The organism is Streptomyces chartreusis, assembly GCF_008704715.1.
Lineage (GTDB): Bacteria > Actinomycetota > Actinomycetes > Streptomycetales > Streptomycetaceae > Streptomyces > Streptomyces chartreusis.
In genome coordinates this window covers 8,826,205-8,853,161 of record NZ_CP023689.1, presented here as the reverse complement: position 1 = coordinate 8,853,161, position 26,957 = coordinate 8,826,205, and the positions used below count along the sequence as shown (strand labels likewise).

Annotated in this window: 26 protein-coding genes, 1 tRNA gene and 3 pseudogenes; 12 read left to right on the top strand and 18 right to left on the bottom strand. The window is 68.4% G+C overall.

Annotated elements, in window-relative coordinates; translation table 11 throughout:
• Window positions 1-184 precede the first annotated feature (184 nt).
• The 3 genes from CP983_RS39290 to CP983_RS39275 form a co-directional block, all read right to left on the bottom strand.
• Complete coding sequence (locus CP983_RS39290) at window positions 185-577, bottom strand: hypothetical protein (RefSeq protein WP_150505038.1); 393 nt, start codon at window positions 575-577, stop codon at window positions 185-187.
• 132 nt (window positions 578-709) lie between these two features.
• The gene (locus CP983_RS44190) at window positions 710-2,806 is read right to left on the bottom strand and encodes a tetratricopeptide repeat protein (protein ID WP_167537825.1); all 2,097 of its coding nucleotides are present in this window, start codon (window positions 2,804-2,806) and stop codon (window positions 710-712) included.
• A gap of 1,334 nt (window positions 2,807-4,140) precedes the next feature.
• The gene (locus CP983_RS39275) at window positions 4,141-4,554 is read right to left on the bottom strand and encodes a winged helix-turn-helix transcriptional regulator (protein WP_150505036.1); all 414 of its coding nucleotides are present in this window, start codon (window positions 4,552-4,554) and stop codon (window positions 4,141-4,143) included.
• Between the two features lie 103 nt (window positions 4,555-4,657).
• Between CP983_RS39275 and CP983_RS39270 the strand changes: the two genes are divergently transcribed.
• Window positions 4,658-5,509 carry an alpha/beta fold hydrolase gene (locus CP983_RS39270; RefSeq protein WP_150505035.1) on the top strand — a complete coding sequence of 284 codons (852 nt, stop codon included), beginning with the start codon at window positions 4,658-4,660 and terminating at the stop codon, window positions 5,507-5,509.
• Between the two features lie 54 nt (window positions 5,510-5,563).
• Here CP983_RS39270 and CP983_RS39265 read toward each other — a convergent pair.
• The 3 genes and pseudogenes from CP983_RS39265 to CP983_RS39255 form a co-directional block, all read right to left on the bottom strand.
• Window positions 5,564-5,929: pseudogene (locus tag CP983_RS39265) on the bottom strand (transposase); the annotation flags it as partial.
• A 1-nt stretch (window position 5,930) separates the two neighbouring features.
• On the bottom strand, window positions 5,931-6,617 hold the full coding sequence (locus tag CP983_RS39260) for an SDR family oxidoreductase (protein WP_150505033.1): 687 nt from the start codon (window positions 6,615-6,617) through the stop codon (window positions 5,931-5,933).
• Window positions 6,614-7,288, bottom strand: a complete 675-nt coding sequence (locus tag CP983_RS39255; RefSeq protein WP_229914819.1) for a hemerythrin domain-containing protein — start codon at window positions 7,286-7,288, stop codon at window positions 6,614-6,616. The genes CP983_RS39260 and CP983_RS39255 overlap by 4 nt, the downstream gene beginning before the upstream one ends.
• A 125-nt stretch (window positions 7,289-7,413) precedes the next feature.
• On the opposite strand from CP983_RS39255, the gene CP983_RS39250 reads away from it, so the two are divergent.
• A complete protein-coding gene (locus CP983_RS39250; protein ID WP_150505031.1) occupies window positions 7,414-8,037 on the top strand; it encodes a TetR/AcrR family transcriptional regulator in 624 nt (207 codons plus the stop codon).
• A 16-nt stretch (window positions 8,038-8,053) separates the two neighbouring features.
• Here the strand turns inward: CP983_RS39250 and CP983_RS39245 are convergent.
• Window positions 8,054-8,285: pseudogene (locus CP983_RS39245) on the bottom strand (IS5/IS1182 family transposase); the annotation flags it as partial.
• A 6-nt stretch (window positions 8,286-8,291) separates the two neighbouring features.
• On the opposite strand from CP983_RS39245, the gene CP983_RS39240 reads away from it, so the two are divergent.
• Window positions 8,292-8,768, top strand: a complete 477-nt coding sequence (locus tag CP983_RS39240) for a hypothetical protein (protein WP_150505029.1) — start codon at window positions 8,292-8,294, stop codon at window positions 8,766-8,768.
• Window positions 8,769-8,806: 38 nt separating this feature from the next.
• On the opposite strand, the gene CP983_RS39235 is transcribed toward CP983_RS39240, so the two are convergent.
• Entirely contained in the window at window positions 8,807-9,472 is a 666-nt protein-coding gene (locus CP983_RS39235) for a TetR family transcriptional regulator (RefSeq protein WP_150505027.1), read from the bottom strand.
• A 98-nt stretch (window positions 9,473-9,570) separates the two neighbouring features.
• Here CP983_RS39235 and CP983_RS39230 point away from each other — a divergent pair, with 98 nt between their 5' ends.
• Together CP983_RS39230 and CP983_RS39225 are read left to right on the top strand one after the other, a co-directional pair.
• Window positions 9,571-10,551 (top strand): quinone oxidoreductase family protein, encoded by a 981-nt coding sequence (locus tag CP983_RS39230; RefSeq protein ID WP_150505025.1) that lies wholly within the window; start codon window positions 9,571-9,573, stop codon window positions 10,549-10,551.
• 283 nt (window positions 10,552-10,834) lie between these two features.
• Window positions 10,835-11,467, top strand: a complete 633-nt coding sequence (locus CP983_RS39225; RefSeq protein WP_150505023.1) for a DUF6368 family protein — start codon at window positions 10,835-10,837, stop codon at window positions 11,465-11,467.
• A gap of 121 nt (window positions 11,468-11,588) precedes the next feature.
• On the opposite strand, the pseudogene CP983_RS44890 reads toward CP983_RS39225, so the two are convergent.
• Window positions 11,589-11,771: pseudogene (locus tag CP983_RS44890) on the bottom strand (IS630 family transposase); the annotation flags it as partial.
• Between the two features lie 204 nt (window positions 11,772-11,975).
• Here CP983_RS44890 and CP983_RS39215 point away from each other — a divergent pair.
• Window positions 11,976-12,890, top strand: coding sequence for an endonuclease/exonuclease/phosphatase family protein (locus CP983_RS39215; RefSeq protein WP_373309837.1), 915 nt, complete (start codon window positions 11,976-11,978; stop codon window positions 12,888-12,890).
• Window positions 12,891-13,123: 233 nt separating this feature from the next.
• Here the strand turns inward: CP983_RS39215 and CP983_RS39210 are convergent.
• The 3 genes from CP983_RS39210 to CP983_RS39200 form a co-directional block, all read right to left on the bottom strand.
• Window positions 13,124-13,197 (bottom strand) — tRNA-Met (locus tag CP983_RS39210).
• Between the two features lie 108 nt (window positions 13,198-13,305).
• Window positions 13,306-13,839 carry a GNAT family N-acetyltransferase gene (locus CP983_RS39205; protein ID WP_150505019.1) on the bottom strand — a complete coding sequence of 178 codons (534 nt, stop codon included), beginning with the start codon at window positions 13,837-13,839 and terminating at the stop codon, window positions 13,306-13,308.
• 105 nt (window positions 13,840-13,944) lie between these two features.
• Window positions 13,945-15,084 carry a PucR family transcriptional regulator gene (locus CP983_RS39200; RefSeq protein WP_150505017.1) on the bottom strand — a complete coding sequence of 380 codons (1,140 nt, stop codon included), beginning with the start codon at window positions 15,082-15,084 and terminating at the stop codon, window positions 13,945-13,947.
• An 86-nt stretch (window positions 15,085-15,170) separates the two neighbouring features.
• On the opposite strand from CP983_RS39200, the gene CP983_RS39195 reads away from it, so the two are divergent.
• From CP983_RS39195 to CP983_RS39180, 4 genes are all read left to right on the top strand, one after another.
• A complete protein-coding gene (locus CP983_RS39195) occupies window positions 15,171-16,226 on the top strand; it encodes a ferredoxin reductase (RefSeq protein ID WP_150505015.1) in 1,056 nt (351 codons plus the stop codon).
• Window positions 16,227-16,233: 7 nt separating this feature from the next.
• Complete coding sequence (locus CP983_RS39190) at window positions 16,234-17,352, top strand: fatty acid desaturase family protein (RefSeq protein WP_107911476.1); 1,119 nt, start codon at window positions 16,234-16,236, stop codon at window positions 17,350-17,352.
• Window positions 17,353-17,791: 439 nt separating this feature from the next.
• Window positions 17,792-18,025: a hypothetical protein gene (locus CP983_RS44525; protein WP_189748834.1), complete on the top strand. Its 234-nt coding sequence runs from the start codon at window positions 17,792-17,794 to the stop codon at window positions 18,023-18,025.
• A gap of 345 nt (window positions 18,026-18,370) precedes the next feature.
• A complete protein-coding gene (locus CP983_RS39180; protein ID WP_150505013.1) occupies window positions 18,371-18,886 on the top strand; it encodes a hypothetical protein in 516 nt (171 codons plus the stop codon).
• Between the two features lie 166 nt (window positions 18,887-19,052).
• Here the strand turns inward: CP983_RS39180 and CP983_RS39175 are convergent, their stop codons facing one another.
• The 3 genes from CP983_RS39175 to CP983_RS39165 form a co-directional block, all read right to left on the bottom strand.
• Entirely contained in the window at window positions 19,053-20,126 is a 1,074-nt protein-coding gene (locus CP983_RS39175) for a hypothetical protein (protein ID WP_229914820.1), read from the bottom strand.
• Window positions 20,127-20,347: 221 nt separating this feature from the next.
• Window positions 20,348-20,890, bottom strand: a complete 543-nt coding sequence (locus CP983_RS39170) for an aldo/keto reductase (protein WP_150505009.1) — start codon at window positions 20,888-20,890, stop codon at window positions 20,348-20,350.
• 164 nt (window positions 20,891-21,054) lie between these two features.
• Window positions 21,055-21,432: an STAS domain-containing protein gene (locus CP983_RS39165; protein ID WP_150505007.1), complete on the bottom strand. Its 378-nt coding sequence runs from the start codon at window positions 21,430-21,432 to the stop codon at window positions 21,055-21,057.
• 137 nt (window positions 21,433-21,569) lie between these two features.
• Between CP983_RS39165 and CP983_RS39160 the strand changes: the two genes are divergently transcribed.
• Complete coding sequence (locus CP983_RS39160; protein ID WP_150505006.1) at window positions 21,570-22,043, top strand: ATP-binding protein; 474 nt, start codon at window positions 21,570-21,572, stop codon at window positions 22,041-22,043.
• 340 nt (window positions 22,044-22,383) lie between these two features.
• On the opposite strand, the gene CP983_RS39155 is transcribed toward CP983_RS39160, so the two are convergent.
• From CP983_RS39155 to CP983_RS39145, 3 genes are all read right to left on the bottom strand, one after another.
• The gene (locus tag CP983_RS39155) at window positions 22,384-23,595 is read right to left on the bottom strand and encodes a S8 family peptidase (RefSeq protein ID WP_150505004.1); all 1,212 of its coding nucleotides are present in this window, start codon (window positions 23,593-23,595) and stop codon (window positions 22,384-22,386) included.
• Between the two features lie 303 nt (window positions 23,596-23,898).
• Window positions 23,899-24,843 carry an LLM class F420-dependent oxidoreductase gene (locus tag CP983_RS39150; protein ID WP_208852845.1) on the bottom strand — a complete coding sequence of 315 codons (945 nt, stop codon included), beginning with the start codon at window positions 24,841-24,843 and terminating at the stop codon, window positions 23,899-23,901.
• Window positions 24,840-25,571, bottom strand: coding sequence for an ABC transporter ATP-binding protein (locus CP983_RS39145; protein ID WP_229914822.1), 732 nt, complete (start codon window positions 25,569-25,571; stop codon window positions 24,840-24,842). Before CP983_RS39145 ends, CP983_RS39150 begins: the two co-directional genes overlap by 4 nt.
• Window positions 25,572-25,895: 324 nt before the next feature.
• Between CP983_RS39145 and CP983_RS39140 the strand changes: the two genes are divergently transcribed.
• Complete coding sequence (locus CP983_RS39140; protein ID WP_150505002.1) at window positions 25,896-26,921, top strand: ABC transporter substrate-binding protein; 1,026 nt, start codon at window positions 25,896-25,898, stop codon at window positions 26,919-26,921.
• The last annotated feature ends 36 nt before the right edge of the window (window positions 26,922-26,957 follow it).

Below are 26,957 nucleotides of genomic sequence, written 5' to 3'. Positions count from 1 at the left end.
CGTCCGGCCTCCATGCGGCGTCCGCCCGGCGCTGGCCGGCAGTCCGGGCGGCGTCCGCCTGACGGGCTGCGGCATCGACCGTTCCTTGCGCCCTGTTTGCGGGTGGCGGCCAGAGTGAACCACCCGGTCACCGCGCCGCCGGCGAGGGCGCCGACCACCGCGGAGCCGGCGGCGATCCACGCCGTCATACCCGCATCCGGCCCCGCCGCGGCACCCCCGCCCACACCCCCAACCCCACTACCGGCTGGCGCACTTCCTCGAAGAACACGGACGCACCACCCGCCAACTCGACCACACCCCCACCGGATTCTGGGACGCCCTGATCGAGCACGCCCACCGCCCGGACCTGACCGACCTCGCCCAGTCCGCCGGCGAACGCGGCCTGCTCTCCCCCACCCTGCGCCTGTTCACCGCCGCCCACGAAGCCGGCCAGCCGGAAGGCCTGCGGGCCGCGGGCACCCTCCTGCGCACCGCCAGACAGATCGACGACGCCATCACCTGGTACCAACGTGCCAGCGAAAACGGCGACAGCGCCAGCCTCGGACTCGCCGTCACCCTCCTGTACGACACCGGACACACCGGCGAAGCCATCACCTGGCTCACCCAACGCGCACGCCAAGGCGACCCCGCCGCACCCAGCTGGCTCACCCAACTCCAACCCCCCACCCCCAGGCTAGCCGCGCAGCCCAGCCCTCTGCGGGACGGACCCTCAAGAGAGCTGCTCGAGGAGAGTCCTGGCATGGCGCAGGTGGCGGTGGTCGGGTTCGAGGATGGCTTCGGCGGTGTGCAGGGTGCTCAGCACCTCGGTGCGAGCCTGTGCGGTGTGTCCTGCGCCTGCGAGTGCGTGCACCCAGTCCAGGCGGCTGCGCAGGACGTGAGGGTGTTCCGGTTCGAGCAGGCGGGTTCGGTCGTCGATGAGGGCGGCGAACCGGGCCAGGGCTTCGTCGTGCCTGCCGGCGCGGACGGCGAAGGTGGCCAGGCTGCTGCGGATGGCGAGCGTGTGCGGCGCATCCGCGCCGATCCGGGCGGTGGCTTCGTCGAGCAAGCCGTGCATGGCGCGTTCGGATTCGACAAGGGTGTCAGGGCGGGCGGAGAACCAGATGCAGCTGCGTTTGGTGGCGATGAGCTGCTGATGGTCGTCGGGATGGTGGCGGACCCGGTCGGAGAGCAGGACCCGGAACTGGTGGGCGGCGGCGTGGGTGTTGCCGCTCTCGCCGGCGAAGTAGCCCAGTTGGTGCCGTGCGTCGAGAACGTCGGGGTGCGACTCGTCCAGCAGCGTACGAGCTTCGGCGACGATCCGGTCGAACAGGCGCACGGCCTGCTGTGCTTCTCCGGACTCTCCGATGAAGAAGGCTGCCTGGTGACGGGCTGCGAGCGTGAAGAGCGGCTCGGTGCCGGGCCGCTCGGCGATGCGGCGCAGGCGCGTAGCAGCTTGGCGGGGGTGTCCGCCGTCGCCCAGGGCGAGTGCGAGGGGAAATTCCGCTTCGGTCACGGATCCCTGGTGTGCTTTGGTCAGTGCGGCGATCGCCCGCTGCAGCCGGGCCTGCTGATGGGCTACGAGGCCGAGGTCATAGGCGTCCTCCGGGCCGACTGCGTTAAGGAGTGCGTGCCACAGGTGGTCGGGGACGGGGGCGAGGTGGGGGGTGTTGATCAGGTAGTCGAAGGCCTGGTAGCGGCCGTCGCCGTCGTGCTGGAGCAGACCGCTGGTGGCCAGGGCGGGTGTGCAGGCCCATCGGAAGGCGGTGTTGAGGGTCTCCGGGCGCAGGTTGCTGCCGCCGCGCTCGGCCAGGTACGGCTCGTGGAGCAGCTGCAGCAGATCACGGGGCACGGCGCTGCGCAGGCCGGCGCGGCGGCAGTCGACGGCTGCGGTTACCAGGGAGGCGGCGCGCGGGTTAGTGCCCGGGGCCCAGGCGTTTTGCCATGCAGCCATCAGTTCCGGTCCTGCCGCGATCGTTTCTGCGATGCCGAACCGGTCGCAGGCATGCAAGGCAGCCGCGATCCGTGCATCGTCCGCATGGGCGGCGGCCCGCCGGCATTCGTGCTCGGACCAGCGCCGGGGCAGCCGGATCACGTGTGCTGCCTGCAGGACCTCACGCTGTGTACGCCAGGCATCCCGGTCGGAGCCGGTCAGGCGGCTTTCCTCACGGGCCTCGAAGCGGCGGTACTCCTCTACACGCATGGTTCCCAGCACGATCCGGTGCCCTCGGCCGCTGTCGAACAGCGATCGCAACATGGTCGCCGTGATGCCGTCCCGGCCCAGGTAGTTCTCCAGGTCATCCAGCCATACGACAGCCCGGCGGCAGCTGCGGGCACAGGCCACCGCCTGCGGGACGGCAGCTCGCGTGCGAGGAACGACGAAGCGGTACTGTCCGAACCGGGAGCGTGCCACTTCGTAGCCGAGGCGGGACTTGCCCGCGGCGGATTCTCCGACCAGTAGCACAAACCGTGTCTGCTGCAGCTGGTGCACGACCTCGTGTTCGGCGTCTCTGGGCACATAGGGCGGTGCCGCCTCGCCCTCCGCGGCACGCACCCCCGCCGCTTCCGGCCGGGTTACCTGACGCGCCCGGGGAATACGCCCCCGCGCATCGCGCAGCAGGTCCGTCTCCTCCCGGCTGCGCCGTCGTGGCCGAAAGAGTTCGGCTGTCAACCCGTACACCGCGGTCACGGCGGCCCCCACCCCCGCCGCCCACGGACCGGACAGCCACGTGATGGCCGCGGCGATGGCCACACACCCCGCTACCACCACCGCAACAAACCCGGCCAGCCCCTGCCACGCTTGCTCACCGCGCCGCAAAAGCCCAGGCATGCGGCCTCCCTGATATCCCCCGCTTAAGGGCATCTTCATGAAGAGCACGGCGATGTCGAGAGCACAGGAGCGGCTTCCGGCCGATCCCACACGACGCCGGACAACACCGCCGTCCTGCCCTATCGCTCCCGCCAATCGGGAATTCCGTGCACCGCACTGCAACCGGCAGCCGCCTCGAGACTCGAGACACGAGAGGCCAGAGCGAATCCCGCTTCGCTGGGCCGGCATTCGCCGTGTGGCCCAGCCGCAGGCGCCCCGGGGCATCACCCGGGCCGGGGGCGTACCGTGCGAAGAAGACCCACGCGCGCCGCGGCGACCGGGCTCGCGGCTCAGACGCAGAGTTCCTGTAAGGGGGTGCCGTGCTCGGCCCACTGCCCCAACCGTTCACAGTCCACCCAGAGGATCCGATGACGCTCGCCCCACAGTTACGCATCCCCGGTAAGCCTTCCGTTGGTGACCACTACCGCAAAGCGGGCCCCACGAACGGGCCCGAATTCCCTTGAGCGGGCACCTGTGCGGCCGGCGGCTTGCTGAAGGTCAGCTGGCGTCTCGCGTAGGCGAGCCACCTCCGTTCGGGAAGCGTCACACGGAGTTGAGGTGAGGACCTGCCATGCGGGGAAACTGCTGGCGGGCTTCTCTGATCCGTGCGACTTCCCGCACAGCCCAGTCGCGGCTCCATGGGTAGAAGGACTCCAGGAACCTTTGGTGCACACCGGTGACCGTTTCCTCGCAGGCGGCGAGGAGCTCAACGGCAGCGGCGTCGGCCTCGGCCGGTCCGTGCGGGTTGAGTACCGCACACGCCAGGCGCAGGCTCGCAACAAGCTCCAGGTAGCACTGCTCGCGTTGCCGGCGAGCCCGCCGGGCCGGAGGCGAGGGGGTGCCCGGCCACCGTCCGCGTGCCATCGTGTTCGGTGACCGCCCAGGCCGCGGTTGTCGCGGTCTTGGCACCGGGGCTTTGCCATCGCTGAGGGCCGTCAGCCGCTTCTCGAGCTCCAGCACCTCGGCAACGACCACGCTGCACGCATTGCCGCGACTCGGCCGCAGGAACTGCATCTCCGCCGCATGAACCTGGGCCGCGGAACCCTGGCAAGCGACCCTGGGCCTACGCGTGTCCGCTCCGTGACCGCAAGAAGCTCGGCTCTCGCGGCGGCAGGCCGCCCAAGTTCGACGCCGAGGACTACAAGGCTCGGCACGCAGCCGAGTGCGGCATCAATCGTCTTGAAAGGAACCGCGCCGTGGCGACTCGCTACGACAAGCTCGCGGTCCGCTACGAGGCGACCGTTCTTGTCGCGGCCATCAACGAGTGGCTGTTACCAGCTCGTTCGATCCACGCCCTAGTTGGGGGGTGACGCATCGGCGAGTTGGTTGCTGCGGTTGATCTCCGGCATGTGTGTCTCGGCCCAGACCCGCAGGGCGGAGAGCGGTCCTTCGAGGGACAGGCCGAGCCCGGTGAGGCGGTAGTGGACGGCGGGAGGCACGGTGGGTTCCACGCGGCGCGCGACCAGGCCATCGCGGACCAGGCTCTGCAGGGTGACGGACAGCATCTTCTGTGAGATGCCCGGGATACGGCGCCGCAGTTCCGCGAAACGGAGCTCGCCGGGAGCCTCCTGGGCCAGCACCTTGACCGTCATCGACGTCCACTTGGTGCCGATACGGTCGAGCAACTGGCGGGTCGGGCAGCGCGGATCCAGCAGATCACCGCGCTCACCGGGTCGCCCACTGGGTTCGCCGGGCCTCGGTGTGGTCACCCGGAGCTCACCACCTGAAAGGAAAGTGCCGTCTTGGGCGGACCACGATAGTTCCCTAACGTGACCTAGTCACTATAACTCACCACATACCTGGAGCCCCTCCGTGCCCGAGCTGCGACGCGTCCTCGCCAACGGTGTCGAACTGAATGTCGCCCTCACCGGATCGGGCCCAGCCGTCCTGCTGCTGCACGGCTTCCCGCACACCTGGGAGGTGTGGACGGACGTCATGGCCGATCTGTCCGGCCGCTACCGCGTCATCGCGCCGGACCTGCGCGGGTTCGGCGCCAGCAGCCGGGCCGCCTCCGGCTACGACGCGGGCACCCTGGCCGAGGACGCCGCGGCGCTTCTCACCACGCTCGGCGTGTCCTCGGCAGCGGTGGTGGGCATCGACGCGGGCACCGCGCCGGCCTTCCTCCTCGCCCTGCGCCGCCCCGGTCTCGTCCGGCGCCTGGTCGTCATGGAGTCCGTTCTGGGCAGGCTGCCCGGCGCCGAGGACTTCCTAGCCGACGGGCCGCCGTGGTGGTTCGGATTCCATTCCGCCGCGCCGGGCCTGGCCGAGACCGTGCTGGAGGGCCACGAGGCCGCCTACGTCGACTGGTTTCTGCGCGCCGGCACGCTCGGCGCCGGAATACGCCCCGCTCTCCGGGACGCCTTCGTCCGCGCATACACCGGCCGCCAGGCGTTGAGCTGCGCGTTCTCGTACTACCGGGCCCTGCCCGAGAGCGCGGTACAGATCGAGCAGGCGGTCGCCACTGCCCGCCTGACGGTGCCAACAATGGCGCTGGGCGCCCGGCCCGTCGGTGCTGCGCTGGAACGCCAACTCCGCCCGGTCACCGACGATCTCACCGGACACGTCATCGAAGACTGCGGCCACATCATCCCGCTGCACCGGCCGCGCGCCCTGCTCACGCTGCTGCATCCATTCCTGGCCGGCGAGGACGCGAAAGCAGCGTGACCGGGGCGGGGACTGACATTCGATACACGCCCTAGGGGCTGTGTGATGTCGTGATCAGCCAGGTCCCCCCAGGCGATCGCTGATCCGGATCATCGACGCACGGAGGTGGAGGCCGGCGAGGTAGCTCTCGGGCGTCTTGTCATCTCGAGTCGCGCTGCCCCGCCAGGCCTTCAGCTTGTTGATCAGACGCTCGACAGTGTTCCGCTCCTTGTAGAGATCGGCGTCCGGGCTGACGGGCCGACCGCCCGTGGAGCCCTACTTCTTCCGATTGGCGACCTGGTCCTTCCCCTCCGAGATGACCGCTTTGATATTGCGTTTACGCACGTAAGAGCGGTTGGCGCGAGATCAGTAGGCCGTGTCTGCGCAGGAGGGTCCTCGGCGCAGCCGGCCCGCGCGCTTCAGCAGCGGTCGCCCTGTGGGCTCAGGTGGCCAGCAAGCCGCCGTCGATGTGCAGGTCGTGGGCGTTGATACCGGTGTTGCGGAGCAGGAAGTCCGTGGCGTCGGCGATCTCGGCCATGGTGACCAGGCGTCCGATCGGGGTCTGCGCCGAGTGGGGTGGGTTGGGGACGTCGCGCCACTTGGGGCTGTCGCCGATCAGGCCAGGGTGGAGGGCGTTGACGCGGTGCGGCGCGATTTCCACCGCAAGTGTCCGCACCAGGCCCGTGATCCCGGCGTTGAAGGTTGAGACGATCGTCGAGCCGGGGTAGGGGCGCTCCTTGGCGAGTCCGCCGAAGAGTACGACGGAGGCGTTCGGAGCGAACCGGTCGTGCAGCACACGGACGGTCTCCGCGTAGCCGACGAGTTTCATGGTCACGGCGGAAACCGCATCCGTGATGCTGAACTGCGCCAGGGTGTTTGCCGCTTGGCCGACAGCGGTGATCACGAGGTGGTCCACCTCCGTCACGTCCGCCAGCGAGGCGCTGATCGTTTCGGGGTGGGCGAGGTCGAGGGCCAGCCCGCGGGTGCTGCCCCCGATCCGGGCGGCCACGGCCTCGGCGCGCGCCTTGTCCCTGCTGGTGACGATGACGTCGTCGCCACGGCTTGCGAAGTGCTCGGCGATTACGCTGCCCAGCCCGCCGCTTCCGCCGACTATGAGGGTGCTGGTCATGCGGTGACCGTCCTTTCCTGCTCGGTGGCCTTCAGATCCTGCTCGGTGGCCTTCAGACTTCTCAGGGTGGCTTCGGCCTGCTCGCGCATGGCCGGTACGAGGTCCAGGGCGGCCGGTGGCAGATTCGCCGTGACCACCGCGAGTTCGGCGGGTGAGCCCACCTGCTCGAAGAAGCCGATGTTGAGGTGCGCGCCCACAGGTGGGGCCGAGGCGATGACCGCACGGGAGAACTGCGCCCAGGCGTCGTCGGACATGTGCGCCTCAAGGGCAGGGAGGAGCAGCGGCTCCTCATGTTCGAGGTGGGTGTGTACCAGGTCGCGTACGGCCACGGCCGCGGAGATCAGCGGCACCCGGCCGGCGTCGTCGCGCACGGGAGCGGCGGCCAGTGCGTCCAGCGACGCGTCCAGTGCGTCGTGCTCAGCTTCGAGCTCGGCCAGTCCGGTGGCGGCAGCGGGATCGGCGGCGGTCAACTGCGGCCACAGCACGTCGTCTTCGCTCTCGTGATGGTGCCGCAGCGCCGCAACGACGAAGTCACGCAACTCCTCCAGCGCGGCGGAGGGCGCGGCAGACTTCTGCGCCGCTTCCACCAGCAAGGACGTAGCCGCCCGATGCATCTTGTGCAGCAGCCGGGTCTCGACGACCGCCGCGGATTCCGGCCCCTGAACGCTCACCACAGGCTCCCCAACGCTCACAACGGGCTCCCTCCCGCTCGTTAATATCCACATGGATACTAACGTAGCAGTGGCGACGGGCGCCGTGCCGCAGCGCCGTAGAGTGATCACATGAAGGAGGCGCCGTGAACGACGCAGAGCCGGCGAGCGAGTCGGCTGACGAGCCGCCACGCAGGCGCCGTCGGGATCCCGAGGGGCACCGGGCGGCCATCATCGAGGCGGCCCGCCACACCTTCGCCGAGCGCGGCTACGCGCGTACGACGCTCCGGGAGATCGCGCGCCGGGCCGGAGTCACACACGGCCTGATCACACGGCACTTCGCCTCCAAGGAACGGCTCTTCCTCGCGGCGGTGCCGGGCAATCGTGACCTGGAGCAAGTCGCGGCAGGTGACCCCGAGACGCTGCCGGACCGGATCGCCGCGGCCTTCGTACGGCGCTTGGAGACCGACGCCGTCAACGACCCACTGATCGCCCTTCTGCGCAGTGCCGCGTCCGACGAACGCGCAGCCGCCCATCTCCTTGTGGCGATGCAGGAGCACAGTGCCGTCGTCTACCGCTCCGTCCTGTCACCCGGTGAATCCCCAGTGCCGGGCGACGACTTGGACACGCGCGTGGCGTTGGTGGGGGCGCAGATGATCGGTGTGGCCTTCAGTCGCTATATCGCGCGCACCGAACCGCTCGCCTCGATGCCGCCGGACCGACTCACCGAGCACCTCACCCGGATATTGCGGCAGATTCTCTTCGGCTGACTTCCTGCCCGGGCAGGGTCGAATACCGGTAGTTCTTCGACTGCTCGGCGACCGTGTGATGACGGGTGAGCACCAAGGTTCCGTCCACGATCAGCACGGTTTCCTTGCGGAACCGCCGTCTCGGCCACAGAACCCTTCAAGCTGCAGGGTCCAAAGTCGGCCCTGTCGGACCGGGTCCGCCCTTGGCGCTGTAGCGCAGTGACCAGCTTGCCGAACTGCCGCGGGCTCATCCCAAAGATCGACAGCATGAAACGATGACCGCCATGTCAGGTCAGGTCTGGGTGTCACTCATATCCGTGGGCGGCGTTGTCCTCGGCGGTCTGTTGTCCTACCTCGTCCAGCACAAGACTCAGCTCTCGGCAGAACGCGCAGAACAGCAACGACAGCAGATCACCTTGTCGGAAGCCAGGCGCGCGGAACAGCTGGCGTTGCTGGAGCGGTTCATCGAGGTGGGGGCCGAAGCCGAACGCGCCGCGTTCAGCCAGCCTGACGAGTGGGACGACACCCACGACTGGCACCTGACGACCCAGGACGTCATGAACAGGCTGTGGGTCGCGGAGCGACTAATCCGCATCCAATTCCCCCTGCCCGTACACGACTCGGCACGCGCGTACTCCCTCGACCTCAACCGGACCGTGTGGGAAGGGCTGCCCGACGGCGAGAACGTGCGGGACTACCTGGAACACAACCGGCTGGCATTCCTCGACGCGGCTCGTGCGGTCATGGGATAGCGACCGCCGGCGTCCGAAGATCTTTTACGGAGCAGCCCTTAGGCCCCTTCACCCGGGGTGATCGACTCGGCGAATCCGATGGCGAACGCTTTGAGCGCGCGGTTGAGACGCGGGGCGAAGTCGAGCGCGACATGACCCCACTGCGGCTCCTGTTCGTACAGCGCCGCGAGGGTGGGCGTCGGATGGGCCACCTGCCAGAAGCCGGAGGCCAGCGTGATCGCCACGGCCAGCAGATTGCCGATCTGCTCGAGCGTCATGGTGCTCGCGTGATCCAACGCGGTGGCGATCTCGTCGTGCGCGGCGAAGGCGTTGGTCTTGTACCGGCGGGCCCGTTCGATGTCGACGTCCCCTTCGAGGTACAGCGCGACGTGGGTCAACAGGTCACAGAAGACCGGCAGTGCGACCAAGGTCTCGCTGACAACCGCAGCGGTCTGTGCGGGCCCCAGCCCAGTGCGACCGGCGACCTCACCCTTGATCGCGTCACGCCACTGCCCCCATCCCCGTTCGGCCAGTTCGAGGAGCAGTTCCTCCTTACTGGCGAAATAGCGCCGTACGCCGGTGCGGTGCAGCCCGGCCCGCTCGGTGACCGGCGCCAGCGTGATGTACCGGACGCCCCCGAGTTCGAGCGCGAGTGCTTCCGCCGCCTTCAGCAGATCTTCCGAGCGACGCGTCTTGTCTTCCGCCGACCGAGCCCTTTGGTGCATGCCGGAAGCTTAACGCACATCGAGATGCGCTAACCACGACACGGTGGTACGGTCGCGATACCGCATCACGACGTGCGTTAAATCTGAAAGGGACCACCATGAAGGCCGTACAAGCCAGCCAGTTCGGCGCACCGAGCGTGCTCACCGTCACCGATCTGCCGGATCCCACCCCTGGGCCCGGCCAGATCGCGATCGACGTCACCCATGCCGCCGTCGGACTCATCGACGTCTACCTGCGACAGGGCCTGTTCAAGGACGCCCCCGGGCTGCCGCAGCCGCCGTATGTTCCCGGTCTTGAGGTCGCCGGCACCGTGCGCGCACTCGGTGAGGGCGTCACCGGCTTCGCCGTCGGCGAGAAGGTGGTGTCGCTGTCCGCCCACGGGACAGGCGGATACGCGTCCTTGTACGTGAGCGACCAGGCACGGGTCGTGTCGACGCAGGACTACGACATCGATCCCGCCCTAGCGGTCGCCGCCGTCCCCAACGCGCTCATGGCCCACATCGCGCTCACCCGCGCCATCAGCATGTCCGCAGGGGAAAGCGTCCTCATCCACGGCGCGCTTGGCGGGCTGGCCGCCGCCTTCCCCGGCATCGCCCGACAGCTGGGCGCATCCCGGGTGGTAGGCACGGTCCGTTCCGGGCGGATGGGCGCGGCGGCCGCGAGCAAGTTGCCGTACGACACCATCGTCGACTCCGCGCAGCTGCCCGACGTGCTCGGCAGCGATAAGTTCGACGTCATCGTCGACCCCGTCGGCGGGCTCGTCCGTACCCACAGCCTGGACCTGCTCGCACCGTCAGGACGTCTCCTGCTGGTCGGGAACGCCAGCGGCGACTGGGACCACGGCATCGACGGCAACCGCATCTGGCAGGGCAACATCACCGTCGCCGGCTTCAACGCCGGCAGCTATGTCCCGGCCCACCCCGAGGCCGTTCAGCCCGCCGCAGAGGCCGCGCTGAAGGCGGTCGCGGGCGGACTGGCCGACACCGAGATCGAAATCCTCCCCTTGGCTGACGCGGCAACCGCACATGAACGACTCGAGAACCACACAACCGAGGGCCGCATCGTCCTCACCCCATGAGCGGCAAATCACCCGCTGTCGAGATGCCGGTCACCTGGCCGGCTGCGGGATCGCCGCCTGCGGCCTGCACGATCCGCTCGGCGGTCGCGGCCATGGCGGCCGGGTCCTTCAGGCACCGCTCCCTTCCCCGGGCCGGCCGTGCCAACGCTACGGCGACCAGGACCCCGCTAGTGCTCTGACCGCTTTGGTCCGCCGGCGTGGCGACGTCGGCTCACGGCCAGGCTGGACTCGGTGTCGGAGGAATTTCGGGCGGTCGCGGAGCCGATCAAACTAGGCTCCCAGCATGTCTGGTCCGACGTTGGTGATCGAGTTGGCGGAGCCGCTCTCCCCCGCTGCGCTGCGGGAGTTCCGCGCGTTGATGGTGGGGCTGTCCTCCCACTTCGACGAGAAGCGGCCCGGATTCTTCGACGTCAACGTGCCCGCAGAGCGCCTGGGCATCGAGGACAGCCGAGAGGAGCACTGGCGAAAGCCGTTCCCGCTTCCACTCCTCGGCAACGCCACCGCGGACAAGGAACTCGCGGCACTTGTGGGATTCAATCCGCAGCGCGAGGACTGGCGTCGGCCCTTCCTGGTCTATTTGATGGGGCCGGGTGTCGGCGACGAGAGCACCTTCGAGGCTGAGCACGCGGACGAACCCGAGGTGGAGGCCATCCTCGGCTTCAGGCCTACCCATGCCGTCAACGTCAGCGCCGGCTGCAATCGCGAGATCGACCACGTGACTACGGCCCTGCTGACCGCCGCTGTCATGGACGTCATCGGAGGCGTGGCCAAAGCCGAGCTGCTGGACGGACAGGCGCCGGTCGTCGCTGACCTGCCCGGGGTGTCGGGGATCGCGGACGACGACTGGATGGCGCTGGGAACAGCGGAGTTCCTGAGGGGCTGGGCCCGGCACCCCGCCTTCCGGCTGGTCAAGTAGTCCAGACAGACCCGCGGCTGAGGTGGTGCTGACCTAGAACGTTCGCCGGGTTGCCTGAACATGCGGCGAGAGCGGGTCCTGCCGCCCCAGCGGATGCCAATCGGTGTGGTTGGGGTGGTTCGACGGTGTCCTCGTGGGCCTGGACCAGCTGGGCGATGACCGGCACCCGTTTCCCGCCGACCGAGGCCACCAGCATCATCGCGCGTCGGTAACGCACCGAACTGGTGCTGCCCCGGCGCACGATCTGCTGCAGCTTCTGTCCCTCCTGGTCGGTCAGTCTGCGCACACGGACGGGCTCGGCCACCGAGCCTCCAGCGGTCGGATCGGACGTCACCACACATCCAACCGCTGCAACCCCGACCCGGCGAACCTATGCGGTCACAGCACCAGCGCAGAACGGAGAGCTTTCCAGCGGAAGGCTGACTACGCATCCCTTCAAGCGAGGCGGTCATCTTCTTCCGTAGTCCAGCACACGCCCGCATCCTGGTTCCCAAGAGGAGGAGATCATGTGCCGGACGACATAAGAGACACGCGCCTCGAGAGGCCAGAGTCCGCGGCGGCGGCCACGTCCATGTCCGTACCGCTGCTCGCCACCGACGGGTCCACCTCGCGCGCCTCGGCCGGCGAACAGCCGGGGGCTCTGAGCGTCATGACGTACAACCTGAAGGTCGCCCACGCCACGGGCAGCAATCGCTGGGCCGTGCGGCGCCCGGTGATGCGGGACTTGCTGCGCCGCGAGCGCCCCCACGTCATCGGTACTCAGGAGGGTCGCTACCGGCAGCTGCGCAGCATCGAGAAGGACATCGGCCCGCACTACGACTGGATCGGCATCGGCAGAATGGGCGGCAGAAAGAGCGAGTTCGTGGCAGTCTTCTACGACACCGAGCGCCTGAAGCCTGCCCAATTCGACCACTACTGGCTCTCCGACACGCCGTCCGTGATCGCCTCCAACACCTGGGGTGCGGACCTGCCGCGTGTGGTGACGTGGGTCCGGTTCAGCGATCTCGCCCGCGAGGGGCGGGAGTTCTACGTCCTCAACACCCACCTGGACCATCGGAGCCAGGACGCGCGCGAGCGTTCCGTGGAGCTGATCGGCGAGACGATCGCCGCGTTCGACAGCGCCTTGCCGGTCGTGGTGACCGGCGACTTCAACGTCGCAGCACACGACAACCGGGTCTACGACGCGATGCTGGCCCTCGGACTCGTGGACACCTGGGACGCGGCGGCTGCACGGGGTCCCCTGTATGGGACGTTCAACGGCTTCCGACCGCCGGAGCCCGGTGGCCAGCGCATCGACTGGATCCTCACCACCCCCGGGGTGACCACACACTGGGCGGCAATCAACACCTTCGCAATGAATGGCCGGCTACCGAGCGACCATCTGCCAGTACAGGCGACGCTGGAACTGGGAAAGCATCGCTGAACCGGCTGATCGGCGGTCGGCGGGACTCTGAGTACCTCCCGACGCCAAGCGCCCCACCAGCTCATAGATCAGTAAGGCCAGCGAGGAGGGGTGACAGCTGGGTGTCGCGGCCCCATTGCGGGTCGATGAGCGTGCCCTGCCCGGTCGTGACGACCTCGCGTCCGGCCCGGATCGGGTTCGCCCTGACGTAGACGCAATGAAGGCCCGGTGCATACCGGGCCTTCATGTGTGAGTAGCGGGGACAGGATTTGAACCTGCGACCTCTGGGTTATGAGCCCAGCGAGCTACCGAGCTGCTCCACCCCGCGTCGGTACGGAGAACTGTACGGCATTGATCCGGCTGGGCCGAATCGACTTTCGCCCGGAGGTGACGCAGCTCCCTGCTCTGACCGTGGCTTCGCCTGAGAGCAGCCGGGTTATGCCTCGAACTCGGTGAGATCGATGCTGTGAACGCGCAGCGGATAGCCGTACACCGGGTGTGCCGTCACCTGTTCCGGCACCATGCCGAGCTTGCGGCTGATGTTCTCGGAGGCATTGTCACCGATCTGGTTGATGCTGATGACACGGTCAAGGCCGCGGTCCTGGAGCGCGAACTCCAGCGTGGCCTGCGCTGCTTCGGACGCGTATCCCTGGCCCCAGAACTGTGCGCCGAGCCGCCAGCTGATCGCCACGGCGGGCAGTACCTCCGGCAGGAACTCAGGCACGGAGAGCCCCGTGAAACCGGCCAGTTCACCAGAAGCCAGCAGCTCGATGGCGAAGAGGCCGAAGCCCTCCTCGTCCCACTCCTCCTCCCACCGCTCGATGTCCTCGGCCGTGTGGTCCAGGTCGCGCACTGCGCCGTCGTCGATCCAGCGCATGACCTGCGGGTCCGAATTGATGTCCGCCATGGGCACGAGGTCGTCGTCATGCCAAGGGCGAAGGAGGAGGCGGGGGGTGCGGATCTCGCTCATAGACCCCATCCTGCCGAAGGCAAGAGCCTCATCAGTAATCGGCGCGGTGCTGATGCCGCGGCTCTGGCGGCGCGTGTACGGGGTAGTGGACCGTCGAAGTACGCGTCAGCCGGCCCGAAGACCCACCGCCAGCGTCAGCTCAAGGACCCGGTCTGGCGATGCGAGATCCGGAAACAGCTCCCGCAGCTGCGACATCCGGTACCGAACCGTCTGGGGATGGACGAACAACGCCGCCGCCACCTCGTCCCGCCTGCCCTGGTGCAGCAGCCACTCCCGCAACGTCTCCTCCAGCCGCCGTGCGGTCGCGACGGGCAAGGTCCGCAACGGTGCGAGGGCTCGGGCACGCAGGTCTGCGAACGCGTCCGCGTCGGCGCTCAGCAGCAGCTCGGGCAGGTGGTCCTCGGTGTCGCGTATGTCAGGGGAGAGGGAGCGCGCGCGTACGGCTCGTGCGTACGAGGCGGACGCACGGGTCCATGGCCGGGCCGGGCCGACCACGGCGGCGCGGCCGGTCAGCTGCCGCAAGAGATGTGATCGGTCGGCATCGGGGACGAGCAGCACACCGGTGGCGTCCGGCAGATCGTCGAGGACGAGGGTGCTCGGGTCGAGCGCGCGGTAGGCAGGCCGGGCCTGTGCGGCGGGCAGCAGGACCGCGGTCAGCGAGGCCGGAGGATGCCACCCGGCCCGTTGAGCGGAGACCAGCAGCGCGTCCGGGCTCGCGCCGGCGAGGAGGTCGCGGGCCAGGTGTTCCAGGTGGCGCTCGTGGGCCCTGCCCCGGGCGGCGAGTTCGTCGGCGTGGCCCGCTGCGCTCGCGGCGGAGAGCTCGTCGATGTAGGCGAAGGTCAGCTCGGCGAACTTGGCGACCTCGGCGGCGGGCAGACCTGCGGATACGGCACCCTCTGCCAGGCATCGCCAGGCCACGCGGGCACCGACGCGGTAGGCGCTGAGCAGGGCGTCCATCGAACGGCCGTCGCGCACCTCGCCGCGGCCCAGCTCGTAGGCCGCGTCACCGCCGTCGGCGCCCGTGGCGTTCCCGCTCGCGAGGTCCAGGTAGTGCCCCAGGGCGGTGCGGACGGCTCGGCGGATGGTGCCACCCATGCGGCCCGAGAGGGCGTTGGCATAGGGAGGGACCTCGTCGATGATCGCCTGGACGACCTCGTCGGCGGTGGCCCTCAGCGCAGCCCGAACTGCTGTGACCGTCGTCTCATCCAAGGCCAGTTCGCTGGCCCTCCGGATCACATGGCTCACTTTTTATTCCCTGCGAACAATTCAGCCGATCAGATTTACGTCCTACGGTCAGGACTTTACGCCCTGAGGCGCAGCAAGCTGGAGCCATGACGAGTACAGCCCTCCGCGGCAGGGCGTGGAAACTGCTGGAGATGGTCACGACGCCACTGCTGCCGTCGGACTACCTCGACCTGGTCAGCCCGCTGCGCGCGGGCGCTGACCTGCGGGGGCGTATCGAGGCCGTGCACCCCGAGACGGGTGACGCCGCGACCATCGTGATCAGGCCGGGACGGGGCTGGCGCGGCCACACAGCCGGTCAGTACGTACGGATCGGGGTGGACGTCGACGGCGTGCGCCTGTGGCGTGCCTACTCGCTCACCTCGCCGACGAACCGCCAGGACGGCCGCGTCACGATCACCGTGAAGGCGATCCCGGACGGCAAGGTCAGCAACCACCTGGTCCGCAGGGCGACACCTGGCACGCTGATCCAGCTCGACCAGCCGACCGGTGACTTCGTACTGCCGCAGGCCAAGCCCGCCAAGGTGCTCTACCTGACGGCCGGCAGTGGCATCACGCCCGTGATGGGCATGCTGCGCGACACCGAGTTCGACGACGTCGTCATGGTCCACTGCGCGCCGCAGCCGCAGGACGTGATCTTCCGCAACGAACTGCACGCCCTGGTCGAGGACAAGAAGCTGCGGCTCACCGAGGTGCACACCGACACGGACGGCATGCTCGACATCGCCCGTCTCGACGAACTCGTGCCCGACTGGGCCGAGCGCGAGACCTGGGCGTGCGGGCCCGCGGGACTGCTCGACGCCGCCGAAAAGCACTGGAGCGAGCACGGCGTCCCGGAGCACCTGCACACCGAACGCTTCCGCCCCACCGTCGTCGTCGCCGGCGACGGCGGCGAGGTCACGTTCAGCGCCACCGGCAAAACCGTCGACGCGGACGGCGCCACGCCGCTGCTGGACGTCGGCGAAGAGGCCGGCGTGCTCATGCCCTCCGGGTGCCGCATGGGCATCTGCTTCGGCTGCACCTCGCCGCTCAAGGCGGGCGCCGTCCGCGACCTGCGCACCGGCGAGATCACCGAGGCCGAACCGGGCGTCCTCATCCAGACCTGCGTGTCCGCCGCCGCGGGCCCCTGCGACATCGAACGGTAGGAGCACCTTGACCGCCATCGACCCCACCGCCCACCTGACCGCGGAGCAGATCGAGGAGCTCGGCCGCGAGCTGGACGCGATCCGCGACGAGGTGATCGCCAGCCGTGGCGAGAAGGACGCCGCCTACATCCGTAAGGTCATCTCGGCGCAGCGCAAGCTCGAGCTGGTCAGCAGGGGCGTGCTGCTGTTCTCGTTCTTCCCGCCCGCGTGGCTGATCGGCACCGCCGGGCTGTCCGTGGCGAAGATCATGGACAACATGGAGATCGGTCACAACATCCTGCACGGCCAGTGGGACTGGATGCGGGACCCGAAGATCCACTCCACCACCTGGGAATGGGATCACGTCTCGCCGTCCGACCAGTGGAAGCACTCGCACAACGAGCTGCACCACAAGTACACCAACGTGATCGGCAAGGACAACGACCTCGGCTACGGCATCATGCGCGTCGACGAGGACCAGAGGTGGCACCCGATCCACCTCGGCCAGCCGCTGTGGAACTTCATCAACGCCTGCTTCTTCGAGTACGGCATCGCAGCGTACGACCTGGAGCTCGGCAAGAACCTGCACAAGCGCCGCCGTAAGAACCCGGAGTTCCGCGCGCGGGCCAAGGCCGTGGGCCGCAAGATCCGCAAGCAGGTACTCAAGGACTACGTGATCCACCCGCTGCTGTCGGGCCCGTCGTTCCTCACCACGCTCGCCGCCACGTTCACCGCGAACCTGGTCCGCAACATCTGGTCCCACTCGGTGATCATGTGCGGGCACTTCCCCGAGGGCGTGCAGGTCTTCGAGCGCCGGTCGATCAAGGGCGAGACGCGCGGCCAGTGGTACCTGCGCCAGATGATGGGCTCGGCGAACATCAGCGGCAGCAAGGCCATGCACTTCATGACCGGCAACCTCTCGCACCAGATCGAGCACCACCTGTTCCCGGACCTGCCGAGCAACCGGTACGCCGAGGTCGCGGTGAAGGTGCGCGCGCTGTTCGAGAAGTACGAGCTGGAGTACGTCACCGGCCCGCTGCCCAAGCAGGTCTTCTCCGCGTGGCACAAGGTCTTCCGGCTCTCGCTGCCGAACAAGAAGCCCAAGGTCAAGACGCCGGACCGCGAGCAGGAGCTCGTCGCGGCCTGATTCCCGGTACTGGCCGGAGATACTTCGGCCGTACGGCGGCACCGCCGGGTTCGGCCGTGTCCCCGGCACCGCCGGATTGGATGAGATCCCTTGCGGACGGTGGGCTACTGCGACACCAGGCCGTTCGACACGGGATCCGGGCAGCCCGGTCTCCAGCTGCGCTGCCTGGACTTGCGTCAGCAGCCCAGCACGTACCCCGGCCTTTGCCGGCCCGAGCCCCTGTAGTGCTGCACTCCCGGCGGGGCAAGAGCCGGTCGGCTTCGTTCCCGGAGATCGAATCCGGGAACGAAGCCGATGCCGGACGCGACAGCACCGGACGGCAAGCTGGTCATCTGGGCGCAGGGGCGACTGTCGTCCGAGCGGTTCCAGGACCGGCTCCACCGCCGAGGCACTCGCGCCGCCCGAGCTGCCGACACATGGATGGCCCATTTCCGCGTACGTGAGCGATCAGGCACGGGTCGTGTCGACGCAGGACTATGAGATCGATCCCGTCTTCGCGGTCGCCGTCATCATCGTCGACTCCGCGCTACTGCCCGACGTTCTCGGCGGCGACAAGTTCGGCGTCATCGTCGACCCCGTCGGTGGGTTCGTCCGTACCCAGAGCCTGGACCTGCTCGCACCGGAGCCCGCTGTCGAGATGCCGGTCACCTGGCCGGCAGGGAGCAGTGGCTGAAGGACCCTGCCGCCATGGTCGCGACCGCCGAGCGGATCGCGCAGGCCGCCAGCGGCGATGCCGCCCGGCCGAGACTGACACCACTGGCCAGTCGCGCACCCTCACCCTGGCCGACCTCGGCCTGGGACGACCGCAATTCCCCGAGCCGTCCGTCGTCGACACCACCGGCGAGCGGAGGACGGCGGTGTGGCCGCTTCGACAGCTGCAAAAACGGCACACCCGAGAATCGGTCAAGCAGCGACGCGGGACCTTCTGCGGGGCCGACGGCGCCGGGATGTCGGGCGCAACGGGTCGCCGCTAGACGGCCATCGGGGCAGGTGGGACGCCCGTGGGTAAAGTGGCGGCATGTACATGCGGGGGCGCAGGCTCAGATTCACAGCGGCGGCAGCGATGGTCGTACTGGCCCTGACCGGGTTCTCGTCGGGATGTGGTCACGGAAGCCGCAGCGATGCCAGTTCGTCCGAGAGCGACGCGCAAGACTCGCGGACGCCTACCGGTGGCAGCGGCGGCGATACGCAGCGCTCACAGCCCACCGACAGTCCCACCCCCACCGCGTCCCCCTCCAGCGAAACGGCCCAGCCCCTGAAAGACGGCACCGCGGTACTCGTCAGCTGCGCGAGCTCGGACGACCCGTACGCCACCGTCGAAGTCAGGAATCCGAACGAACGCGACGCCGTCTTCACCATGAAGATGACGTTCAAGGACGCACACGGCTTCACCATGATCACCACCTCGGCTCAGGTGCCGGTGCCCGCCAAGGACACCGCAACCGACCGGGTGGCCATTGCCGGTATCGGTACGGGGCACCTGGACCAGATCGCTCGCTGCGAGGTCAATCCACGGGCCACTGCCGACTGGTGACGGCCCGCGGAGAGGATCCATCCCGCCGCCTCATCGAGAGTTGTTCGCTGAAGGCACCTCAGCCACGCCTTCCGTACTCAGAACCGCCGCGTCGACCAGGTGAGGCTCGCACTGGCCAGATTCAGCTCTCCCCGGTGCAGGGTGGAGATCCTGGCTGTCGGGGCGATCAGTAGAAGCGGCGCAGGAACACGTCCGACTTGCCGTTGGTGTCCCCGGGCACGATGTCGTCGGCCGTGGATTGGAAGACCACGTCACGTCCGCCGGCGCTGACCGCGTCGGTCCCGGCCGAGGCGGGCTGGTTCGAGACGATCTCGTCGGTGCCTGCCTCCAGGTCGCGCAGCGTGAGCGACGGTCCGCTCGTGTCGAGTGGCGTGTACAGCAGATAGCGTCCGGTGGGATCGATGGCCACGCCCCGTACGTTCGGCACCAGTTGGTCGGTGCCTGAGCTCACATCGTGGACGTAGGTGTCGGAGCCCGAGAGGTAGACGACCTTACGGCCGTCCTTGGTGAGCTGGACGAGTGTCGCCGCCTTGGACGAGCCCTCGATCGGGCCGGAGGCGGCGCCGCCGGTCCGGTCCCACACGAAGACGTCCTCCGCCTGGCCGTCCTGGTAGGCGACGAAGCGGCCGTCGCCGCTGATGGACGGCCGCGCCGACACGGTGTGGCCGAACTCGGCGACGGTCTGCGTGGTGTCGGACCGCCAGTCCCGTACCTCGATACGCTGCCGGGACGGCGGTCGGTTGAAGGTGGCGGCCTGGGCGATGTAGCGGCCGTCCGCGCTCAGCGATGGCTGGCTGCAGCTGAGGCCGGGGCAGTTGATGCCGATCGTGCTCCCCGAGCTCACCTGGGACAGGAATGTCTTCGTGTCTCTGAACAACAGCCCCCACAGCGCAACGTATTGCCCGTCAGCGCTGATCACCGGGCGCTGGATCGGGGAGGTGAGGGTGCTCATCAGCGTGGTCTGACTCGTCCGCTGGTCGCGGACGAACACCCTCTCCCCCGTCCCCGGGTTGGCGGGTGTGAGGTTCTTCGCCGACGACGAGAAGGCGATACGCCGACCGTCACTCGTGATCGTGGCGCCGGCGGAGTCACCGTCGCCCTGGGTGCCGTCGGTCGCGACACTGATCCGTTCGACTCCGGCACCGCTGTCGCTCGCAACGCCCGCCACGGTCATGGACTCGGCCGAAGCGGCTCCGGGCAGCACCGCCGTGACCGCACAGACCACGACCGTGGCGCTCAAGACGGCTCGTACACGTCTGACGGCACGCCAATTCATATTCCCCCGCACTTTCCCCCTAAGGCAACGACATAGCCCTGCTCCCCCGGTTCCCCACCGAAGGGCCACAAGCATGCAACCGCGGTGGCACTGTGCGGTCAATGTGTCGCATGCCTATTGAGAGGCACGGTTCCGGCCAAGTGGGAACGGTCGGCTTCACAACACGCAGGGCCCCATAGGCCAATTCAGAAGGTGCGGTTGTGCCGGCCCGGTTGCATGGGGGCGTTGAACTGGTCGGCGCTCAGCGCCACCCCCAACGCCCCGATGTTCTCGGCGAGATGAGCTGCTGAGCCCGTTCCCGGGATCGGGACCAAACTGGGTGGATGCTGCGGGAGCCAGGCCAGTGCTGCTTGCGCCGGGGTGACGCCGAGCTCCGCTGCCACGGCGCCAACAGGGCTGTCGAGGCCCGCGTGGCCGCCCATGGCGACGGGGAAGAACGGCAGGAACGCGATACCGTGCGCCGCCGTGTGGTCGACGACGTCCTCGTGGTCGCGGGCCGCCAGGTTGTAGAGGTTCTGTACGGCGGCGATCGGGGCGGTGCGCCGCGCTTCCTCCAACTGCTCGACGGTCACCTCGGACAAGCCGATGTGCCGGACCTTCCCCTCCTGCTGCAGCTGTGCCAGCGCGCCCACCTGGTCGGCGATGGGATAGGCGGGGTCGAGGCGGTGCAGATGCAGCAGGTCGATCCGGTCCGTGCGCAGGCGACGCAGGCTGTCGACGAGGTTCACGTCGAGGTTGAATGTGTGGCGCCGGTCGTGTTCGCGATCGTACTCGTGTTCGTCATGGCTCGGACGCTATGAGCTGACATTGATGCGAGAGGTTCTTGGCCGCCGTCGGCGATGGTGAGGCCGCGAACCGCCGCCTCTGCCGGGCAGCCTTTGGATGCGGATTCTCAGGCGTTGAGTGCTTGGTTGAGCGTCTCGTGGCAGTCGATGACGGTGTCGAGGCCGACCAGTTGCAGGGCCCGCTTGGCCGCGCCGGTGGGTCCGGCCAGGCGCAGCCAGCCGCCGGCTGTGTTGTGGGTGCGGTAGGCGGCGAGAAGGACGTTGATGCCGCTGGAGTCCATGAAGGTGACCTGGTGCATGTCGACGACCACGCGCGGCGGCAGCGAGCCGGAGGCTTCGAGGGCCTGATGGAGCTCCTCGCAGGTGTCGTAGTCGATCTCCCCTGCCGCAGTGACCACGCGGACGCCGTCGCTGACGGTGGCCTGGACTGACAGCCGCCCCGGCTGCCCAGCCCGCTCGGTTCGTCCTTCTCGTCCGTCAGTCATGCAGGTGATCCTGGCACACCCGGCCGCTATCCCGTAGAGCCGAGCCACCGGTTTACTGGAGCGTCAAGAGCAAGGAGTTATTGATGATTTCCGGGGTACGCGCGGAAGTCTGACACGGGGAATGAGGGCACACCGCGATGGGATCGAACGCGGGAGGAAACGACACTGCGGGGAGCGGCTGTCGGGTGATGCAGACTGCCCTGGCCTTGGAAGGGGGCGGCACCAGCATCGCCGAGGCCCGCCACCGGGCCACGGAATTCCTCTCCCAGGCTCAGGAGGGGCACGGCCTTCCGGTCTCGCAGCAGGTCCTGGAGCTCACCCAGTTGGTGGTGAGCGAGCTGGTCACGAATGCCCGCAAGTACGCTCCCGGCCCGGTACTGATGGAGTTACGGATCACCGCTCATGCCGTGGACATCGTGGTGTGGGACAGCGACCCCACCATTCCCGCTGCTCGGGCCGCGGATCCCGGCAGGATCGGCCAGCACGGCCTTGAGATCGTCCAGGCCGTCACCGAGAACCTGGCCATCCACCCCGAGCCGGTCGGCAAACGCATCACCGCCCGCATCGCCCTGCGCGAGGATGCCGACGTCCCTGGCCGCGGTCTCGCGTAGAAGACTCGCTCCTGTGCGCGGCCTGGTCGCGGGGCGCAGGACTCAGATCGCCGCCTGGGAACCCACTGGCCGAGGGCGGCCGGATAGAGGCCGTGGTGCCCCCAGCGCGGGCAGCCTTGGCCAAGACCTGCCTGGTCCGGTCGCGGCGGGGTGCTCGACATCACCGTCGCGGCATCCACCTTCAGGACCCGCTCCGCGTTGATGTCCACGTCTGGCGCGGGGCACCGCGTCACCTGCCTGCCCTGCTTCGAGAGCACGACCTGGATCCGACCACTACGCGACCCGGCGGTGCCGCTGCGCACGCGCTGCGGCACCGCCGGGCCCGATCTCCGGTATGGCTCTACTCAGTCACCTTCAGCAGCTTGTTGGGCGTTCCGCTGCTCGGGTTGGTGATCTTGTCGCCGGTTGCCGCGCCGGTGAGCGCGGTGGCGACCTGAGCGGGAGTGGCGTCCGGGTGACCGGCCAGATAGACGGCGGCGGCTCCAGTGACGTGGGGGGTGGCCATGGACGTGCCGGAAATCGTCTTGGTCCCCTGGTCGCTGTCGTTCCAGTCGGAGGTGATGTCCGAGCCCGGCGCGTACAGGTCCACGATCGAGCCGAAGTTGGAGAAGTCCGACTGGGCGTCGTCCTTGGTGCTGGACGCGACCGTGATGGCCTCGGGGACCCGGGCCGGTGAACCCTGGCCCGCGTCGGCCGACTCGTTGCCAGCGGCGACCGCGAAGGTGACACCCGAAGCGATGGCCTTCTTGACGGCCTCGTCGAGAGCGGGGTCCGCGCCGCCGCCGAGGCTCATGTTGGCCACCGAGGGGCCCTGGTGATTCTCGGTCACCCAATCGATGCCGGCGACGACCTGCTCGGTGGTGCCCGAGCCGTTGTCGTCCAGCACGCGGACCGCGACGATCTTGGCCTTCTTGGCCACCCCGTGGGAGGCGCCGGCGATGGTTCCGGCCACGTGAGTGCCGTGGCCGTTGCCGTCGTCGGCCGTGTCGTCGTTGTCGACGGCGTCGAACCCGGAGGCGGCACGGCCCTCGAAGTCCTTGTGGCTGATGCGTACGCCGGTGTCGATGACGTACGCGGTCACGCCCTCCCCGGCCTTGTCCGGGTAGGTGTACTTCCCGTCGCCGGCCGTGTCCGTCTGGTCGACACGGTCCAGGCCCCAGGACGGCGGGTTGTCCTGGGTGGCATTGGTGTGGAACTTCTTGTTCTGGACCACCTTGGACACCGCGGGGTCGGCCGCGAGCCGCTTGGCCTCCGTCTCGGTCAGACTGCCGGCGGAGAAGCCGTTGACCGCCGAACCGTAGGTCCGGCCGATCTTGCCGCCGTACTCGTTGGCCAGGTCCCGCTTCTCGGCCGTGGACGTCTTCTGGTCCAGGAGGACTATGTAGCTGCCGGCCACGGCTCCTTCGGCATTCAGACCGTAGACCGTACCCTCCGCGGGCTGGCTCGCCTGGGCAATGGGGGATACGTAAAGGCCGGTACCGACGACGGTTGCGACAGCCGCGATCGCGGTGACGATCTTGGCCTTGCTTGAGCGTTTGTGATGCGCCGTCAAGAGGGGTCTCCTCGTGAAGTGGGGGGATTTGCGTTCGAACAGCAGCGCTGCGTGCTCAGGAGAGTGGCCGACTTGTCGCGGGCAGATCAATCTCTCGACGCGAACCCGGCGTCCGACGGATCGCCGATCTCCACGGGATTCACGCACATTCGAAGCAACCCGAGCGCAAACGTGCAGCGTTGAACGCTGGTTGAATCACCAAAGAACGGCTCAGGATTATCTGTGCCGATTTCTTCACCGTCCACTCACGCGCGGTCGCGTTGAGCGTCACTTTGCGCCACGGCGTGCGGCGGCCTTCGCGCTCTACAGCTGTGGGAGCACCTCACCGGCGATGAGTTCCAGGTGGTCGAGGTCATTGAAATCGATCAGTCGCAGATGGATGCGGCTTGCGCCGATCGCGGAGAACTCGCCGAGCCGCTCCACGAGCTGGGCCGGGGATCCGACCACCGGATCCTCCGGCGGCAGGGCGCTCTTGACATGCAGCGGGGCGGCCCGCCGTTGCGCTTCCGCGTCGGTACGGCCGATAGCGACCACGACCCCGGCCGAGAGAACCAGCGGTGACTGACCGGCGTCGGCCCGGCCGGTCCGGTCGCACGCCTCGGCAACCCGCTGGTACGCCCGGGCCGTCTCCGCCACCGACTTGAAGGGCATGTTGAACTCGTCGGCATACCGGGCGGCCAGCTCCGGGGTGCGCTTGGGGCCGCGGCCCCCGACGATGATCGGCGGCGCCGGCACCTGCACGGGCCTCGGCAGGGCAGGCGCGTCCACCAGCTGATAGTGGTCGCCGCGATAGCTGAAGCTCTCGCCGACCGGCGTCCGCCACAGGCCGGTGATCACCGCCAGCTGTTCCTCCAGCCGGTCGAAGCGCTCCGGGGCGGGTGGGAACGGGATGCCGTACGAGGTGTGTTCCCGTTCGTACCATCCTGCGCCGAGGCCCAGCTCGACCCGCCCCCCGCTCATCCGGTCGGCCTGCGCCACCATCACTGCAAGCGGGCCGGGCAGCCTGAAGGTGGCCGAGGTGACCAGGGTGCCCAGCCGGATCCGGGACGTCTCCCGAGCGAGCGCGCCCAGCGTGAGCCACGCGTCGGTGGGGCCCGGCAGCCCGGAGCCGGCGCCCATCGCCTGGAAGTGATCGGCCCGGAAGAAGCCCTCGAACCCGCCGGCTTCGACGAGTCGGGCGAAACGCAGCTGATCCTCGTAGTCGGCGCCGCGGTGCGGCTCGGTGAAGACGCAGATCCGCAGGCTCATCGCCCCTCCGTTTCGGCCGACGTGGGTGTGTCCCGTTCCATCAGCAGCTCATGCAGATCGGCGCTGCACCGGGCCACTTCGTCCAGGTGTGCGGTCCGGCCCAGTGTTCTCGGCCGGGGAATGGCGACGTCGACGATCTTGCGGATCCGGCCCGGGCGCGGGCTGAGCACCGCCACCCGGTCGGCGAGCAGCACGGCTTCGTCAATCGAGTGAGTGACGAAGACGACCGTTGACGAGTTTTCGATGTGCATGCGCTGCAGCTCCACCGCTAGGTCCGCGCGGGTCAGCGCGTCCAGTGCGGAGAACGGTTCGTCCATGAGCATCACCCGGGGCTCGCCCATCAACGACCGGCACAGTGAGACGCGTTGCTGCATACCGCCGGAGAGCTCGTGCGGCCGGTGCTTCTCAAAGCCGCTCAGTCCGGCCGTCTCCAGCAGCTGCTTCGCCCGGTCGCGATACTCGGCCTTGTTCCAGCCGAAGATCTCCACAGGCAGCAGGACGTTGTCGAGGACGGACCGCCAGGGCAGCAGCGCCGGCCGCTGGAACAGCATCGCGACATCCCGCCGTGCTCCGGTGACTCGCTCACCGCCTATGGTGATCTCGCCCTCGGTGACCGGCAGTAGCCCTGCGATCAGCCGGAGCAGTGTGGACTTGCCGCATCCGGACCGGCCCACCACCGCCACGAACTCACCCTCGGCGATGTGAAGGCCGATGTCCTGGAGCGCCACCGTCGAACCGGACCGGCTGGTGAAGCTCCGGGACACACCGGTGAGTCTGATCATCCGGCGGTCTCCCCATTCACTGGCGATCGCCATGTCGGCCGGTTCGTGACGCCCAGTCAGGCTACCCGCAGCAGGTCGCTCGACGGTACCTGTCGTCCTGTTGGTGTACGCCCCGACGCCCACACCTGGCCCACAACTACCCATCCCTCGTACGCTGTTGTCCGTACCAAGTGTCATGCCCTCGGCGGTTCTGTCACGCCGTTCCGTCTCGTCTGTCTCGACGCCCCTCCGCCGACGCGGCCGGCGGTCGGAAAGGACAACACTGTGCGCATGATCAGGTTCGCCCGTACGGTCGCCGCGGTGGCCCTGACGACAGCGCTGGCGCTGGTGGCGGGATGCGGCGGCTCGGATTCCGACGCAGGTGCCGGTGATGACGGCAAGGCGCTGAAGAAGGTGACCTACCTGACCTCGTTCGGCAACTTCGGCCGGGACGCGTACGCCTGGGTCGCGAAGGACAAGGGGTTCTTCGAGAAGGCCGGCTTCGACGTGGAGATCAAGCCGGGCCAGGGAACCGGCGGTGTGATTCCGGCCGTCGTGAGTGGCCAGGCGCAGTTCGGCCCGATCGACCTGACGGGAGGTCTGCTGCACATGGGCAGCGGTCAGGCGAAGGGCTTCGTCGCGGTGGCCGCCATCCAGCAGCGCACCATGGCCGCGATCGCCACGACCGAGGGCAACGGCATTGCCACTCCGAAGGACCTCGAGGGCAAACGTCTCGCCGACACGCCCGGCTCCGTCGTACGCAACCTCTTCCCGACGTACGCCCGACTGGCCGGCGTGGACGCCGACAAGGTGACCTGGGTCAACGGCGAGGCACAGACCCTGATGGGCACACTCGCCGCCGGTTCGGTGGACGGCATCGGCCAGTTCGTGGTGGGTGAGCCGACCATCGAGGCGGTGACCAAGAAGAAGGCCGTCCTGCTGCCCTACAGCGACGTGATACCCGACCTCTACGGAAACGTGCTGATCACGTCGAAGGAGATCGCCGAGCAGGACCCGGAGATGGTGAAGCGGTTCACCGGTGCGCTGCTCAAGGGCTTGGAGTACAGCCTCGCCAACACGAAGGAGGCCGCCGAGATCCTTGAGCGGAACGTGGACGCCACGAACCCGACCGCCGCGGCCGCCGAGTTGGAGTTGATGGCCGGTTACGTCACGCCGGGCGGTTCCGGCACGGCATTGGGGACGCTGAACTCCGCGCGGGTGGCGAGGAGCATCGCGATCCTGGAGCGAGCGGGCGCGCTGCAGCAGGGAATGACTCCTGAGCGGATCATCGACTTCGACCTGGTGCCGAAGGCCTGATAGCGCCGCGCTGGAGAAGGGCCGCGCCGGGAGGAG

Coding starts and splice junctions, on each gene's coding strand:
- CP983_RS44190 (WP_167537825.1), bottom strand. CDS start 2,806: ATGCCTGGGCTTTTGCGGCGCGGTGAGCAAGCGTGGCAGGGGCTGGCC.
- CP983_RS39260 (WP_150505033.1), bottom strand. CDS start 6,617: ATGACCAGCACCCTCATAGTCGGCGGAAGCGGCGGGCTGGGCAGCGTA.
- CP983_RS39240 (WP_150505029.1), top strand. CDS start 8,292: ATGACCGCCATGTCAGGTCAGGTCTGGGTGTCACTCATATCCGTGGGC.
- CP983_RS39235 (WP_150505027.1), bottom strand. CDS start 9,472: ATGCACCAAAGGGCTCGGTCGGCGGAAGACAAGACGCGTCGCTCGGAA.
- CP983_RS39230 (WP_150505025.1), top strand. CDS start 9,571: ATGAAGGCCGTACAAGCCAGCCAGTTCGGCGCACCGAGCGTGCTCACC.
- CP983_RS39225 (WP_150505023.1), top strand. CDS start 10,835: ATGTCTGGTCCGACGTTGGTGATCGAGTTGGCGGAGCCGCTCTCCCCC.
- CP983_RS39205 (WP_150505019.1), bottom strand. CDS start 13,839: ATGAGCGAGATCCGCACCCCCCGCCTCCTCCTTCGCCCTTGGCATGAC.
- CP983_RS39195 (WP_150505015.1), top strand. CDS start 15,171: ATGACGAGTACAGCCCTCCGCGGCAGGGCGTGGAAACTGCTGGAGATG.
- CP983_RS39180 (WP_150505013.1), top strand. CDS start 18,371: ATGTACATGCGGGGGCGCAGGCTCAGATTCACAGCGGCGGCAGCGATG.
- CP983_RS39165 (WP_150505007.1), bottom strand. CDS start 21,432: ATGACTGACGGACGAGAAGGACGAACCGAGCGGGCTGGGCAGCCGGGG.
- CP983_RS39160 (WP_150505006.1), top strand. CDS start 21,570: ATGGGATCGAACGCGGGAGGAAACGACACTGCGGGGAGCGGCTGTCGG.
- CP983_RS39150 (WP_208852845.1), bottom strand. CDS start 24,843: ATGAGCCTGCGGATCTGCGTCTTCACCGAGCCGCACCGCGGCGCCGAC.
- CP983_RS39140 (WP_150505002.1), top strand. CDS start 25,896: ATGATCAGGTTCGCCCGTACGGTCGCCGCGGTGGCCCTGACGACAGCG.